The organism is Mesorhizobium sp. CCNWLY176, assembly GCF_037153935.1.
Lineage (GTDB): Bacteria > Pseudomonadota > Alphaproteobacteria > Rhizobiales > Rhizobiaceae > Mesorhizobium_M > Mesorhizobium_M zhangyense.
Window position 1 is genome coordinate 65,540 of sequence record NZ_JBBBDZ010000020.1, and the last position, 15,100, is coordinate 80,639.

The window sequence follows — 15,100 nt, forward strand, 5'->3', positions numbered from 1 at the left end:
AGAGTTTGCGCCCGATCATGACGGTTTCAATTTCGGTGGCTTGACTTAGATCAACGCGCCATTCGCGGGCGTGGCGCATCGAGAACAGTGAAGGCTACGCGGGAATTCAAAATGCTGGACAGGGTGGAACGGGAAAAGCTGCACGCAGAGGTGGTTGAAGCTGGCCAGGTCAGCCAGCCGCTTTATGCGCCGCGCAAGAAGATATTTCCCAAGCGCGCCTCGGGGCGGTTCCGCCGCTTCAAGTGGATCGTCATGGCGATCACGCTTGGCATATATTACCTGACCCCGTGGATTCGCTGGGATCGCGGTCCCTACGCGCCGGACCAGGCCGTGTTGGTCGATCTCGCCGGCCGGCGCTTCTATTTCTTCTTCATCGAGATATGGCCGCAGGAATTTTTCTTTGTCGCCGGCCTCCTGATGATGGCCGGCATCGGCCTGTTTCTTGTCACCTCGACGGTCGGGCGTGCCTGGTGCGGCTATACCTGTCCGCAGACCGTATGGGTGGACCTTTTCCTTGTTGTAGAGCGTGCGATCGAAGGCGACCGCAACGCGCGGATGAAGCTCGACGCCGGTCCCTGGAATGCACGCAAGCTGGTGCTCCGGATATCCAAGCATGCCATCTGGCTGGTCATAGCAGCGGCGACAGGCGGTGCATGGATCTTCTACTTTGCCGATGCGCCGACCCTGCTGTTCAGCGTGTCTGCCGGTACAGCCGCGCCTGTCGCCTATATCACCATCGCGATCCTGACCGCGACCACTTACGTCTTCGGCGGCCTCATGCGCGAGCAGGTCTGCACCTATATGTGCCCCTGGCCGCGTATTCAGGGGGCGATGCTCGATGAGAACTCGCTGACGGTCACCTATAATGACTGGCGCGGCGAGCCGCGTTCGCGTCATGCCAAGAAGATGGCGGCCGCAGGCCAAAGCGTTGGAGATTGCGTGGATTGCGATGCCTGCGTCACGGTCTGCCCGATGGGCATCGACATTCGCGACGGCCAGCAACTCGAATGCATCACCTGCGCGCTTTGCATCGACGCCTGCGACGGTGTCATGGAAAAGATCGGCAAGGAACGCGGTCTGATCTCCTATGCCACGCTTAGCGATTACAACGCTAATATGATGCTCGCCACTTCAGGCGGCAGCCAAACCATCAGCCCAGCACTGGTGCGAGGAACCGACGGCAGGCTCGTGGACAAAGTCGCGCATTTTCGCCTCGGCAACATCTTTCGCCTACGAACATTCATATACATGGGCGCGTGGTCGTTCGTCGGGATAGCATTGCTTTATGCCCTGCTTGTCAGGGATCGGCTTGAGGTGAACGTACTGCATGACCGCAATCCGCAGTTTGTCACATTGTCCGATGGTTCGATAAGAAATGGCTACACGGTCAAACTGCTGAATATGGTCCCGCGGCCGCGGACGGTTCTTCTGACCATCGATGGACTGCCGGGCGCGACCTTGTCAGTTGTCGGCATCGATCACCCGCAAGACGGACCGTTGGAGATATCCCTGGAGCCGGACAGGCTCAAGGCCATCAAGGTCTATGTCCGTCAGCCCCGCGATCTTGTTCAGGACGCAAGCCGGAATTTCCGCATTACCATTCAGGACGCGGCGGGCTCAGAGGCAGCAAACTATGTCGCCAGCTTCAACGCTCCGGAGTTGTCAAGATGAACGTGCCTATCCGCAAATCTTCAGAATTCACCGGCAGGCACATGCTCTATGTGATGCTAACCTTTTTCGGCACTGTCATCGCCGTGAATCTGACTATGGCGACGTTCGCGCGAACCAGCTGGACCGGGCTCGTCGTCGAAAACACCTATGTCGCCAGCCAGGAATTCAATCGTAAGGCGGAGGAGGGCAGGGAACAGGCAGCCCTTGGCTGGACGGGAACACTCACGATTGCAGGCGGCGCTGTCCACTACAGCCTTTCCGATGCCTCCGGTGGGTTACTCGCTCTGCGCTCGGTTACGGCAACGTTCCGCCACCCTGCCTATGAACAGGAAGACCGGGTGATTTCGTTGGCGCGGATGGCGGACGGGACTTTCGGAAGCAAAAAGACCGTTGTTGACGGGGTCTGGATCGTCGAGATCGACGCCGATGTGGGCAGGCAAAAGCCTTATCGGCAGGTACGCCGCGTCGTCGTCGCGGATGGGGCGATCCGATGAGCTGTTGTGCCCCGGGAGCTGAACTGGCGCTCGACCTTGAGCCTTCACGCCGCGATCTGCCGTCGACGGACGAAATCAGGCTGGCAAGCCGCCAGCTCGGGAACGGCCTCGTTCAGGTCGAATTGTCAGTTCCCGGCGTGCACTGTGCCGCGTGCATTCACGCGATAGAATCCTCGTTGAAGAACCTCACGGGCGTGGCGAGCGCGCGGGTCAATCTTTCGACCAGGCGCCTGTCGGTGTGCTGGCGCGAGGGCGAGACACCGCCGGTCATGACCGTGCTGGATCAACTCGGCTACGAGGCGCATCTCTTCGATGTCGACAATGAACCGGGCAGGGACGAAACGCTTGCCGAACTCATCCGTGCCGTCGCGGTGGCAGGTTTCGCCGCCGGCAACATCATGCTGCTGTCCGTCTCGGTCTGGTCGGGCGCGGAAGATGCCACGCGGGACCTGTTTCACTGGATTTCAGCCCTGATCGCCATCCCGGCACTGGCTTTTGCCGGCCGCATCTATTTCCGCTCGGCCTGGAATGTGCTCAGCCACGGCCGCATGAACATGGACGTTCCGATCGCTCTGGGTGTCAGTCTTGCCTATGGCATGAGCCTCTACGAAACGATCAATCACGGCGAGCACGCCTATTTCGACGCTTCCGTGTCGTTGCTCTTCTTCTTGCTGATCGGCCGTACGCTCGATCATGTCATGCGCGAACGCGCCCGTGTTGCCGTCCGCGGCTTGAGGCATCTTGCCGCGCGCGGTGCAACCTTGATCCGGCAGGACGGTTCACGCGATTACATTCCACTGGAGGAGATCGAAGCTGGAAGTGTCCTGTTGCTTGCCGCCGGCGATCGCGTACCGGTCGACGCACGTGTCCGCGACGGAACCTCCGATGTCGATTGCTCGCTTGTCAGCGGCGAGAGCGAGCCGCAACGGGTTGCCCCCGGCGGCATGCTGCGCGCCGGCACGATGAACCTGACCGGCGCTCTGACCATTGAAGCCGTGGCGACTGCCAAGGCTTCATTCCTGGCAGAGATGGTCAGGCTCATGGAAGCTGCCGAGGGTGGCCGGGCGCGCTATCGCCGCATCGCGGACCGCGCCTCGGCGTTGTATTCCCCAGTCGTCCACCTGACCGCGCTCCTCACCTTCGCAGGCTGGATGGTCGCCACCGGCGATTGGCATCGCGCCATCACAATCGCGATCGCCGTGCTGATCATCACCTGTCCTTGCGCGTTGGGCCTCGCGGTGCCTATCGTCCAGGTTGTCGCGGCCCGGAGGCTGTTTGAGAACGGCATCATGGTCAAGGACGGTTCGGCCATGGAACGGCTGGCCGAGATCGACACGGTCGTGTTCGATAAGACGGGAACTCTGACGCTGGGCACACCTCGGCTAACAAATGGCGATCTGATCGACCGCACGGCAATGGCGATCGCTGCGGAGCTGGCCATGTATTCGCACCACCCGGTTACGCGCGCCATTGCGCAGGCGGGTACTTCCGCCGGCCCGTCGCCGTTCCGGTTCACCGAAATCCGCGAAGTGCCTGGCTGCGGGCTGGAGGCAAAGGCAGACGGTTCGGTCTGGCGGCTCGGCAGGGCAGGGTGGGCGCTTAGCAATGACACGTCGATTCCAGGCACAATTTTAAGCCGAGATGGGGTCGCCGTGGCAAAGCTAATTTGCGACGACCAGATACGTCCCGATGCCGCAAAGGCAATATCCGGCCTGGTTTCCGAAGGGGTTTCGATCGAAATGCTCTCCGGCGACCACCGCGAAGCTGCATGTGCGATAGCGGAGAGGGTCAGTATTGCCAATGTTCGCGCCGGTGTATTGCCAGGTGAAAAGTCCGCGCACATTGCGGAACTGTCCGCCACAGGCCGAAAGGTACTCATGGTCGGCGACGGGCTCAATGACGCGCCAGCGCTCGTGGCGGCGCATGTCTCGATGGCGCCGGCGACTGCTGCGGACGTTGGTCGCAACGCTGCCGATTTCGTGTTCCTTCGCGACAGTCTCTCTGCGGTCCCAATGGCGCTGTCCGTCTCCCGCAGAGCTCGCAGGCTCATTCTCCAGAACCTTGTCTTCGCGGTCGCCTACAATGCAGTTGCGGTTCCGATAGCCATTCTCGGATTTGTTACGCCGCTGATTGCTGCCATCGCCATGTCTCTGTCGTCTGTCATGGTCATAGCCAACGCGTTGCGGCTCGGAGGCGGAATGACTGTGCCGGCAAAGGACTATGGATCGGCGTCGCGCTCGCGAAGCTATGGAACGAGGTCAGCCGCATGACCAATCTCATCATCCTGATACCCGTAGCGCTGTTCCTTGGAGGCGTGGGGCTGGCGGCGTTTCTCTGGGCCCTGCGCAGTGGCCAATATCAGGACATGGATGGAAGCGCTGAACGCATTTTGTTGGATGATGGCGACTGACCAGCGAGAGCCGGAGACGATCGCCAATAGTTGTGATTGATCTTCAGCGGTTGATGGCCCTATACCTCAACCCTGCACGAATGCTCACAATCTTCGAAAAGGCATCAACGGTGATTTGTTTCGCAGTATTAGCGCGACCGTCATTGCAACAGTTCCGAAAGCATCCCGGATTTCTACCGATAGGTCTTTCTGCAGAACTCCCGAAAACATATCGTCGGCCTTTTCCGCAAGCACGCTGGCAGCTTCGACGGCCGCAGCCTTCAGATCGATTAACTCCAAACCGATGCTATCAATTGCAAGGCTTCCATCGTTACGAACATCAAAAAAGTATCGCATGACATGCCGGCTTCCAAAATTGCGGAGGGGACATGCGGCTACAGCACACCCCGTCCTGATCTGTGGCAGCTTGAGCTTTTACAGCGGACGGCGCCGGTTAATATTGACCATGATCAAGCTTGCTGAAGTGATCGCTTTGGTGCGGCACCGGACAACCGTGCAGAATATCCGACGTGTCGATGAAGTCATGCGGCAGGGCATGTGATTGTATGTTGTGCCGCCCGTCCGTTGCTCGAGCAGATCAGTAATCTCACATGATCGTACCGTGCGAAGCTACAGGGGCCTGATCTTTGCCGTCCTGGTTTGCGGGTCGCAATAGATACCGTAGAGTGTTTGCAGGATGCGCTCGACCTCGACCGAAGCAAGCCGATAATAAACCTGCTGGGCATCGCGGCGGGTGTCGACCAGTTTCAGGGCTCGCAGCTTTGCCAGTTGCTGTGAAAGCGCAGACTGGTTCATCGAGACCAGTTCGGCCAATTCGTTCACGCTCGCCTCACCATCCAACAGGTGGCACAGGATCATCAGGCGCTTCTCGTTGGCCATTGCCGCGAGCAGCTCGGACGCCTCCCGAGCCATTTTGTCCAAGTCTGTAATTTTTATGTTGCGCATATGAACACATTATCATATTAAGAGTTACAAATAATAATAGTTCGATGCTGTTTCCTGTCAAGCCGACACGTCGATACCGCTTCGTCGATTAAGCCGGCATGCCTGATTTGACCCGCATCAAGTCACAACTCGCCGCAATAGTGCAGAATGTCTGATATCGCCCGCTGAAGCGGGGCCGCATCGCGCTGCAAGGCAACGATGCGAAGGAGGAGACAAGGTATGGCGCATGTTGTCGTCTTGGGTGCCGGACTGGGAGGCACCATCGCGGCCTATGAACTTCGCGATGAACTGGCGAAGGAACACAAGGTTTCGGTCATCAACAATGGCAGTCATTATTCATTCGTGCCGTCCAATCCCTGGATTGCCGTCGGCTGGCGCGACAGGGACGCAATCGAAGTCGACTTGGCTCCAGTCCTGTCGCGTCGGAATATCGGATTTCATCCGCAAGGGGCTAGGCGCATTCATCCGGGCGATCGGTCCGTTGAACTCAATGATGGGAGTATAGTTCCCTACGACTATCTGGTTATCGCCACAGGCCCCGAACTCGCCTTCGATGAGATCGAAGGTCTCGGGCCGGAGCACAACACGCAGTCCGTCTGCCACATCGATCATGCTCTCAAGGCAAAGGCCGCCTTCGATGCGCTCGTCGCCAGCCCGGGTCCCGTCGTCATCGGCGCGGCCCAGGGTGCCTCCTGCTTCGGACCGGCCTACGAATTCGCCTTCATCCTCGACAAGGCGCTGCGCTACGCAAGAGTGCGCGATCGCGTGCCGATGACGTTCGTCACTGCCGAGCCCTATATCGGCCATCTCGGCCTCGACGGTGTCGGCGACACGAAGGGTCTGCTCGAGAGCGAGATGCGCCAGCATCACATCAAGTGGATCTGCAATGCCAAAATCGACAAAGTCGAACCTGGCAAGATGTCCATCTCGGAGATTGCCGACGACGGGTCGGTCAGGCAGACGCATGAGCTGCCATATATCTATGCAATGATGCTGCCGGCATTCCGGGGCGTGGCTGCAGTGCACGGCACCGAGGGCCTCACCAATCCTCGCGGCTTCGTCGTCGTCGACAAGCACCAGCGCAACCCGGCTTTCCCTGAAATATTCGCGGTCGGCGTTTGCGTTGCCATCCCGCCCATCGGCAAGACGCCTGTCCCGGTCGGCGTGCCGAAGACCGGCTTCATGATCGAATCCATGGTCACGGCGACGGTCCGTAATATCGGGCGGTTGGTGAATGGGATGGAACCTGACGCCCAGGGAACATGGAACGCAGTCTGCCTCGCCGATTTCGGCGATTCCGGGACCGCATTCGTAGCGCAACCGCAAATTCCGCCTCGGAACGTTAACTGGTCGTCCTCCGGCAAATGGGTGCATACGGCCAAAGTCGGCTTCGAGAAGTATTTCCTGCACAAGATCAGGACCGGCAAGTCCGAACCCTTCTACGAGCACCTTGCGCTCCAGATGCTGGGCATCGACAAGCTCAAGCAGATCAAGGTCGAAGCGCCCGTGGATTCCTGACCAGGTCAAGCTGGAGATACTGGCGGCTGTCGTTGCTGGCAGGCGTAGCGATGGCGCTCAGCCGCGGCGATAAAGTCGGTTCCGCCCTTGTGGTAGAAAATAAAATTAATATATTTATATATTATCATATACAAATGGAGATGAAAATGTCACTCGATCGTTCCGTCCTCGCATTTGCGGGCACAATGGTGCTGCTGTCGGTTGCTCTTACAGTCTGGGTTTCGCCCTTGTTCGTCTGGTTCACGGTCTTCATCGGGCTGAACCTGGTGCAGTCAGCGTTCACCGGCTTCTGCCCGGCAGCCGTCATTTTCAAAAAGCTCGGCGTCAAGCCGGGATGCGCCTTCTAGGAGCCCCAAAATGCGCAGGTCCCTCTTGCTCGGCGCGCTGCTCGTCAGCGCGCCGGCCCTCGCCGATACGATTACGCTCGCCCCGACGACAGTGATCGAATGGAAGGCGGTCTATGGCCGTGTAGAGGCCCGCAATACCATTCCTGCGCGCGCTCGCATTGGCGGCATCATCATCGATCTGGCGGTTACCGAGGGAGAACAGGTCAAGGCAGGGCAGAAGATCGCCACCGTCCAGGACGACAAGATCGCCTTCCAGGTCGCAGCACTGGGCGCTCAACTTCGAGCCCTTCAGGCGCAGCTTACGACTGCCCAGTCTGAACTGGCCCGCGGTCAGACGCTAGTGGACAGGGGAGTCATGACCTTGCAGCGCCTCGATCAACTGCGCACGGAAGTCGACGTCGCGCGCAACCAGCTTGCCGCGACGGAGGCGCAGCGTTCCGTAATCGTGCAGCAGGGTGCCGAAGGCGATGTCTTTGCGCCGGGCGACGGTCGCGTGCTGACCGTGCCGGTCACGCGCGGCGCGGTGATCATGACTGGTGAAGAAGTGGCGACCATCGGCGGCGGTGGCGTGTTCCTGCGGCTGGCCATTCCGGAGCGTTATGCAGTAACGCTGAAGCAGGGTGCGGCCATCCGCATCAATGCCAGTGGTGAGGAGGCCGCAGGCCATCTCGCCAAGATCTATCCGCAGATCAACAACGGTCGGGTCATCGCCGACGTTGAGGTCGACAATCTCGATACCGATTTCATCGACGCCCGGGTGCTGGTGGAGCTGCCAGTCGCCGAGCGTTCGGCCCTTCTGGTGCCGTCTGAGGCGATCGAGATGCGCTCTGGGATCGATTTCGTGCGCGTCTCTGCTTCCGGCAGCGAGGCCGAGAGGGCTGTGGTCATCGGGGAGCGGATAACGCGCGCCGACAGCGACTATGTCGAGATACTGACCGGCCTTGCGGCCGGCGATGTCGTGGTCACGCCATGAAAGGTCCCGTCGCGCTCGGTATTGCCGGGGGGCTGACGCGGGCGTTCATCGCATCGCCTCTGACGCCGCTCTTACTGATTGCCGCCTTTGCGTTCGGGCTGGTTGCGCTGCTCACGCTGCCGCGCGAGGAGGAACCGCAGATCTCGGTGCCGATGGTCGACATCTTTGTGCGCGCCGACGGTCTGAAGGCCGACGATGCCGTCAAGTTGATCACCGAGCCGCTGGAAACGATCGTCAAGGGCATAGACGGCGTCGAGCACGTCTATTCGCAAAGCCGCGACGATCAGGTGATGGTCACCGCGCGCTTTGTCGTTGGTACGTCGTCGGACGCAGCGGTGCTGCGCGTCCACGACAAGATCCGCGCCAATATGGACCGCATTCCCGTCGGCGTGCCCGAACCGCTCATCGTCGGTCGCGGCATCGACGATGTTGCCATCGTCACGCTGACGCTGTCGCCGAAGCCGGAAATCGCCAGGCGCGTGACAGCGAATGATCTCACCCGTATCGCGCGCGAACTGCGCACGGAAATCGCCAAGATTGAAAATGTCGGGCTGACCTATCTGGTCGGCGACACCGGCGAGATAATCCGCGTCGCGCCGAACCCGGAAAAGCTTGCGCTCTACGGCGTGACCCTGCAGCAGCTCGCAGCCAAGGTCACCGGAGCGAACAGGGCCTTTCCGTCCGGACGCCTGCGCGATCAAGGCGAGCAGATCGAGATCGTAGCCGGCGAGACGCTCGCATCGCCGGACCAGATCGGCAATCTGCTGCTGACCTCGCGCGACAACCGTCCTGTCTACGTCCGCGACGTTGCCGACGTCGCCTTTGCGACCGACTCCGGCGACGTGCTGGTCTCGACGCTGACAAAAGACACAACGGGGGTGACGCGCGTGCCGTCGGTGACCGTCGCCATTGCCAAGCGGGCAGGCACCAATGCGGTGTCGGTCGCCGAGGCGATCCTGCATAGGATAGCTATGTTGAAGGGCGGCCTGATTCCCGCCGACTTCTCGGTCGAGATCACGCGGGATTATGGCGAGACCGCCAATGAGAAAGCAAACGAACTGCTCTATCATCTTGGTCTGGCGACCATCTCGATCATAGCCTTGGTCTGGATCGCGATCGGCCGGCGAGAAGCGATGGTGGTGGCGATCGTCATCCCCGTTACAATCCTGCTCACCCTGTTTGCCTCGCGCGTCATGGGCTACACGCTGAACCGCGTTTCGCTGTTCGCGCTGATCTTTTCTATTGGCATCCTTGTCGATGACGCCATCGTGGTCATCGAGAACATCTCCCGCCACTGGGCGATGGGCGATGGACGAGGCCGCCGACAGGCAGCGATCGAGGCGGTGGCCGAAGTCGGCAACCCGACCATCGTCGCCACCTTGACTGTGGTTGCGGCGCTGTTGCCGATGCTGTTCGTCTCAGGAATGATGGGCCCCTATATGAGCCCGATCCCGGCAAATGCCTCGGCGGCGATGATCTTCTCCTTTTTTGTCGCTGTGATGGTGACGCCGTGGCTGATGCTGAAGTTTGCAGGCCAGGCGCCGGTGCATGTTTCTTCGGACCATGCCGGAGGCGGTTTGCTTGGCCGAATTTACACCGCTGTCGCTCGGCCGATCCTGGTTTCAAAGAAGACGAGCTGGGTTTTCCTGCTTGCCGTTGGCGTGCTGACACTTGGTTCGCTCGCGCTGTTCTATACCAAGGATGTCACCGTCAAACTGCTGCCCTTCGACAACAAGTCCGAACTCGCCGTGACAATTGACTTGCCAGAAGGATCGCCCGTCGAGGCGACCGATGCGGTGGTGCAAGCCGTTGCCGATAAGGTTCTCGAACTGAGCGAAGTCCGTTCGGTCCAGACGCATGCCGCAACCGCGGCGCCTTTCAACTTCAACGGCCTTGTCCGGCACGCCTTCCTGCGCAATGAGCCTCAGCAGGGCGATGTCGCGATTAACCTCTTTCCGAAATCGGAACGCAGCCGCTCGAGCCACGATATCGCGCTGGATATTCGCCGGCGCATTGCGTCGATTGCCATTCCTGCCGGCGCCAGCCTCAAGGTGGTAGAGCCCCCTCCGGGGCCGCCGGTGATGGCGACATTGCTGACCGAGATCTACGGACCCGACGGTGAGACGCGCCGCAAGGTGGCGGCCAGGGTTGAGGCGGCGTTCCGCTCGGTGCCGTTCATCGTCGATGTCGACAATTCCTGGGGACAACCGGCACGCCGGCTGCGCGCCACGATCTCCACCGACGATGCCGAGTTCTTCCATGTCGAGGAAAGCGACGTGTTCGACACCATCGCCATACTCAACGGCGGCCAGACCGTCGGCTATTCACATCGCGGCGGTGGCCGCCAGCCAATTCCGATCCGCATCGAGCGGCCCAAGAGCGCGCGCGTGCTTGACGAGCGCTTCCTGACCACGCCCATCCCGGCAAATGTTCTGCCCGGCGACCGCGGCGTGGTCGAACTGGGCGATGTCGTGCGGGTTGCCTCGGAGCGCGCTTCCTTTCCGGTGTTCAGGCACAATGGTCGCGCTGCTGAAATGGTGACGGCCGAGCTTGCCGGCAGCTTCGAGGCGCCGCTCTACGGCATGCTAGCTGTCGGCAAGGCGATCGATGCGCAGGCCTGGACGGACCTGCCCAAGCCCACAGTATCCCTGCATGGCCAGCCGGAGGATGAAAGCAAGCCGACGCTGCTATGGGACGGCGAGTGGGAAGTCACCTGGGTGACCTTCCGCGACATGGGGGCAGCCTTCGGCGTCGCACTGCTCGGGATCTACATCCTTGTTGTCGCCCAGTTCGGCTCGTTCAAGGTGCCGCTGGTGATCCTGACGCCGATCCCATTGACTTTTATCGGCATCCTCGGCGGGCATTGGCTGTTCGGCGCGCCGTTCACCGCCACCTCGATGATCGGCTTTATCGCGCTCGCCGGCATCATCGTGCGCAATTCGATCCTGCTGGTCGACTTCATCCGCCACGCCTCGTCCCCTGAAAGGCCGCTGAGCGAGGTTCTGATCGAGGCCGGCGCAATAAGGTTCAAGCCGATCTTGCTGACCGCTCTTGCCGCGATGATCGGCGCGGCGGTGATCCTGACCGATCCGATCTTTCAGGGGCTGGCGATTTCACTTCTATTCGGCCTCGCTTCATCAACCTTGCTGACCGTGCTGGTAATCCCGGCGATCTATCGGGTTTTGAGGACGTGATTGCAATGGATCGCGCGCCGCAGCTAAAAGATGACAGACAAGACCTGATCCCGGCAAATCTGTGCAAGCTTCGGGACCGTTGAGTGCAGGAACTCAATTATGAAAGAACCACGCGTAGCTTGCGACCCCCAGCAGTTCAATGCTGCAGCGTTTCAATGTAACCCGCCAGATTGTGGATACGTTCTGTCGTGACAATCTCGCCGGCACCGGGACCATACATTTTGGCATCTTCCTCAAGGAACTGGCGACCCCAGACGGGCATCTCGCGGTCGCCATGGCTCGGCACCGCATAACGACCGTCGATGGTGGCGAAGACCCTGGGGTAGGGAAAAACACCGCCGTTTTTGTCGGACAGCTGCGTCAGGTCAGCCGGACGCTTCATGAGCACATCGCCAAGGGGACCGTCGCCCTTGCCGTCAAGACCGTGGCAGACCGCGCAGGAGTTCAGATACTCAGCCTCGCCATAACTCATCTCCTGCGCCCAGGACGCGTTGCAGGGCAGACTGACGAGAACGACGGCAATCAGGCGCTTCATGTGAACCTCCACCACGCGAAAGCCTGAAGCTTACCAAATTCGGCAGGCGCATAAGTTGATCCGGATCAACTGGATCCTCGCCTTAGTCTTTGATTCAGCGCAATGAACGCATCGGGCTGTCCCGTTAAGGTTGTCACCGAAGATTGAACCCTCGCTCAAATTCATGGAGTATTACAATGGCTTTCAAAACGCTGCTTTCTGTTACGGGACCGAATATGGGTGATGATGATCTCAAGCCTGCAGCTGACCTCTGCGATGAGATCGGCGCCCACCTTACTGTTCTTGCTGTCGTCATTGCTGCCCCGCCGCCAATCGGCGAGTACGCTGCTATCGTTTCGGATGACTGGTTGAAGGAACGCCAGGCCGATATGAAGTTGTTGAAGAAGCGGACAAACGATATTTCAGCTTTTCTTGCGGGCAGGGGGCTCTCGGCTGATGTTTCCGGCGATTACCCGGAAGCCGGCTGGGCCGATGAAAAAATTGGCCGCCGTGCACGCTATGCCGATATCACAATTATCGGGCCGGAACTCGTGACCGGCGGGGCGTTGAAGAACAAAGTGATCGACGGCGCATTGTTTTTTTCTGGAAAGCCACTGCTGCTTGTTCCTCAAAGGACAAACGTCTCCCTGAAACCAAAACGGGTGCTGGTTGCCTGGGATTCGCGCGTTGAAGCGTCCAATGCTGTGCGGGACACGCTTGATATCCTTCGGGGAGCAGACGATGTGCATCTGACCCTTGTCGATCCTGTTGAAGGAGAAATGTATCATGGGCAGGAACCTGGGGCAGATGCCGGGGCTTATCTCGCGCGTCATGGCGTGAAGATAACGATCGACCGCCTGCCAAGCTCGAACCATTCAGTCGCGGATGTGCTTCGTAGCCACGCCATCGATATCGGCGCTGACCTGATGGTCATGGGCGCTTATGGTCATTCCCGGTTGCGTGAGCGCATCTTCGGCGGTGTTACCAAGTCGATGCTCGAGAATCCACCGCTGCCGGTCTTGCTGGCGCGGTGAATCCATCATCGAGCGGTGAATCCAACCTAAATGGTGGGAGACTTCGTCGTCCTGTGCCGATTCGTCTGCCGACTTGCGTTTCGCTGGCGTTTGGATTTAGCCAGAGCAAACGTCACTTCATCGTCGGTAAGCTGGGGGAAGTTGAGGTAATGATAACCGAGAGCACGAAAATGTGCGGGTTGTCTGAGGCACACGATCCAGTCGGCTTCCTGGGCGAGTTCTATCAATGTTTCCGGCGGCGCTACAGGGATCGCAACGACGATTTCGCGAGGCGAACGTCGTTTTAAGCCGCGGATCGCCACCTTCATCGTCGTCCCTGTCGCTGCGCCGTCATCGACGATAATTACTGTCTTCCCGGCGATCGACAAGGGGGGATGCTTTCCGCGATAGGCAAGCCGGCGGCGCTCCAGTTCAGGCTGTTCCTTGGCGATCAAGGTGCGAAGTTCATCATCGTCAAGGGAATAAGCTTCGATGATCTCCCGATTCAGGACGACATCGGGCGGGTCGCCGTCCACAATCGCGGCGACGGCCAGTTCGGGATTCCCCGGCGCCCCCACCTTGCGGACGATAATTAGATCAAGCGGAGATTTCAGGGCTTTGGCCACTTCGACAGCGACAGGTACGCCGCCGCGCGGTAAAGCGAGAACGATAGGCTGGTGTAACCGGAGTTTCTGTAACTCCATGCCAAGTTTTTTCCCGGCCTCCCGGCGGTCGCGAAACATTACTCAACCCGCTGGACAGAGGTTGCGGAACGACTTCCTCATCGAGTTTCGAACCCGGGCGATTTCGCCATGCGATACATGGCGATCAAGGAGTTCGAAAACTGCGCTGATCACCTTAGCGGTATCGATGTCAGGCTCTTGCCTAAAACGGCGACTGACGCAAACGACAAAGTCGCTTTTTTCTCGCGCCCACAAGGGTTCATCCGATGGCTCCCAACCTTCAAAATATATGCCTCTGGTAAGTGTGGGCAACTGAGCAGAGAGATCGGCCATTTCCTTCGGCGGCAACCTCAAAGCGTGCAGAACAGATTTCGTGAACTGATAGGCGTTTCGTTCAGTCGAGCCTAAGTCGTGACCGAGTTCATTCGCCCAGTGCTGCGCCTGCTCGGCAGCATATTTGAACGCAGTAGCTGAGGTATGTATCATTGCCGGTCGTTCCTTCAATCTGCAGGCCTTTTGAGCCGGATCAATCTATTCAAAGGCAAAGGGTCTGATGGGTCTTACCTTACTGATCCATCGCGATTTCAAGCCCGCTGCCTAGCTCCTGTGGCGGCGTGCCTTCTCTATCCGAAGCGGGCGATTGAGCCAGGTTAGCCCCACCGGCAAGGCTCTCCATGCAGCGAACTAAATTGCTCGTTACAATTGCTGGCGGGGCCGCAACGATCTTGTAGATCCGTGTACCGGCGCCTGATCCCGAACGGACGAAACTCAATTCGAAATTGCCTGCGAGTACAGCATTGATAAAGGACGTGGCGACCTCAGGATCATCTGTGGGCGCCATGACGGTTCCATCGTCGTAGACCTCGTAGCCTAACTGCCCTCGTGAGGTGAATGTCGCTGAGTTGAGCGCAGCATCCGAAATCTGCACCACATCTGACCTGTCGGTCGTCATCGTTTCAGCCGCGGCTATGAGAAAGCCGGCCAACACTGCGCCGTCTGATTTGTTGTAACCGGCGAACATGATAAATTTGACGACTTCCCGAGACGGCGAATTTCCGACATCGAGTACAATCTCGCAAACGCTGGCCTCTTCTGTCTCCTCGGCCCAGTTGCCGTAGACGACCTGTGCTGGATAGATCGTCGCGGCGGCTGCTTGGCTCACTGTCACCGTGCTGAGCAGAAGTAACACTCCGAAAACTCGTAATACGGCAAACATACGATCAATCCCTCCACGTCTCATGACGGGTTGGTTAGGTTTTCCGTACCCGTCCGGTGAAGACCGCAGACGTGCGTATCCTGCGGCCCTGAGCACCTGAGCACTGCGATGCTGGGATCAAG

At 59.3% G+C, this 15,100-nt stretch carries 15 protein-coding genes; 9 read left to right on the forward strand and 6 right to left on the reverse strand.

Annotated elements, in window-relative coordinates:
• Positions 1-111 precede the first annotated feature (111 nt).
• From ccoG to ccoS, 4 genes are read left to right on the forward strand one after another with little or no spacing between them, the layout of a single operon-like run.
• Complete coding sequence (gene ccoG, locus WBQ96_RS25355) at positions 112-1,671, forward strand: cytochrome c oxidase accessory protein CcoG (RefSeq protein WP_336555101.1); 1,560 nt, start codon at positions 112-114, stop codon at positions 1,669-1,671.
• On the forward strand, positions 1,668-2,165 hold the full coding sequence (locus tag WBQ96_RS25360; RefSeq protein WP_336555099.1) for a FixH family protein: 498 nt from the start codon (positions 1,668-1,670) through the stop codon (positions 2,163-2,165). The genes ccoG and WBQ96_RS25360 overlap by 4 nt, the downstream gene beginning before the upstream one ends.
• Complete coding sequence (locus tag WBQ96_RS25365) at positions 2,162-4,435, forward strand: cation-translocating P-type ATPase (protein ID WP_336555097.1); 2,274 nt, start codon at positions 2,162-2,164, stop codon at positions 4,433-4,435. The genes WBQ96_RS25360 and WBQ96_RS25365 overlap by 4 nt, the downstream gene beginning before the upstream one ends.
• Positions 4,432-4,575, forward strand: a complete 144-nt coding sequence (ccoS, locus tag WBQ96_RS25370; RefSeq protein ID WP_336555095.1) for a cbb3-type cytochrome oxidase assembly protein CcoS — start codon at positions 4,432-4,434, stop codon at positions 4,573-4,575. Before WBQ96_RS25365 ends, ccoS begins: the two co-directional genes overlap by 4 nt.
• Positions 4,576-4,659: 84 nt before the next feature.
• Here ccoS and WBQ96_RS25375 read toward each other — a convergent pair whose 3' ends face one another.
• Together WBQ96_RS25375 and WBQ96_RS25380 are read right to left on the reverse strand one after the other, a co-directional pair.
• Positions 4,660-4,911, reverse strand: a complete 252-nt coding sequence (locus tag WBQ96_RS25375; RefSeq protein WP_336555094.1) for a DUF6894 family protein — start codon at positions 4,909-4,911, stop codon at positions 4,660-4,662.
• Between the two features lie 273 nt (positions 4,912-5,184).
• Entirely contained in the window at positions 5,185-5,520 is a 336-nt protein-coding gene (locus WBQ96_RS25380; RefSeq protein WP_336555093.1) for an ArsR/SmtB family transcription factor, read from the reverse strand.
• Positions 5,521-5,739: 219 nt separating this feature from the next.
• Between WBQ96_RS25380 and WBQ96_RS25385 the strand changes: the two genes are divergently transcribed.
• The 4 genes from WBQ96_RS25385 to WBQ96_RS25400 all read left to right on the forward strand — a co-directional run bounded on the left by WBQ96_RS25385 (position 5,740) and on the right by WBQ96_RS25400 (position 11,552).
• Positions 5,740-7,038 carry an NAD(P)/FAD-dependent oxidoreductase gene (locus WBQ96_RS25385; RefSeq protein WP_336555092.1) on the forward strand — a complete coding sequence of 433 codons (1,299 nt, stop codon included), beginning with the start codon at positions 5,740-5,742 and terminating at the stop codon, positions 7,036-7,038.
• Between the two features lie 146 nt (positions 7,039-7,184).
• Positions 7,185-7,385, forward strand: a complete 201-nt coding sequence (locus tag WBQ96_RS25390; protein WP_091918065.1) for a YgaP family membrane protein — start codon at positions 7,185-7,187, stop codon at positions 7,383-7,385.
• Positions 7,386-7,395: 10 nt separating this feature from the next.
• Positions 7,396-8,358, forward strand: a complete 963-nt coding sequence (locus WBQ96_RS25395; protein ID WP_336555090.1) for an efflux RND transporter periplasmic adaptor subunit — start codon at positions 7,396-7,398, stop codon at positions 8,356-8,358.
• Positions 8,355-11,552 (forward strand): efflux RND transporter permease subunit, encoded by a 3,198-nt coding sequence (locus WBQ96_RS25400; protein ID WP_336555087.1) that lies wholly within the window; start codon positions 8,355-8,357, stop codon positions 11,550-11,552. Before WBQ96_RS25395 ends, WBQ96_RS25400 begins: the two co-directional genes overlap by 4 nt.
• A gap of 136 nt (positions 11,553-11,688) precedes the next feature.
• On the opposite strand, the gene WBQ96_RS25405 is transcribed toward WBQ96_RS25400, so the two are convergent.
• Entirely contained in the window at positions 11,689-12,087 is a 399-nt protein-coding gene (locus WBQ96_RS25405) for a c-type cytochrome (protein ID WP_336555086.1), read from the reverse strand.
• A gap of 176 nt (positions 12,088-12,263) precedes the next feature.
• Here WBQ96_RS25405 and WBQ96_RS25410 point away from each other — a divergent pair, with 176 nt between their 5' ends.
• Positions 12,264-13,100 (forward strand): universal stress protein, encoded by an 837-nt coding sequence (locus WBQ96_RS25410; RefSeq protein WP_336555085.1) that lies wholly within the window; start codon positions 12,264-12,266, stop codon positions 13,098-13,100.
• Positions 13,101-13,126: 26 nt separating this feature from the next.
• Here the strand turns inward: WBQ96_RS25410 and WBQ96_RS25415 are convergent, their stop codons facing one another.
• The 3 genes from WBQ96_RS25415 to WBQ96_RS25425 form a co-directional block, all read right to left on the reverse strand.
• Positions 13,127-13,822, reverse strand: a complete 696-nt coding sequence (locus WBQ96_RS25415; RefSeq protein WP_336555084.1) for a phosphoribosyltransferase — start codon at positions 13,820-13,822, stop codon at positions 13,127-13,129.
• Between the two features lie 3 nt (positions 13,823-13,825).
• The gene (locus tag WBQ96_RS25420) at positions 13,826-14,248 is read right to left on the reverse strand and encodes a DUF2267 domain-containing protein (protein WP_336555082.1); all 423 of its coding nucleotides are present in this window, start codon (positions 14,246-14,248) and stop codon (positions 13,826-13,828) included.
• A 79-nt stretch (positions 14,249-14,327) separates the two neighbouring features.
• The gene (locus WBQ96_RS25425) at positions 14,328-14,978 is read right to left on the reverse strand and encodes a hypothetical protein (RefSeq protein ID WP_336555080.1); all 651 of its coding nucleotides are present in this window, start codon (positions 14,976-14,978) and stop codon (positions 14,328-14,330) included.
• Positions 14,979-15,100: the final 122 nt, after the last annotated feature.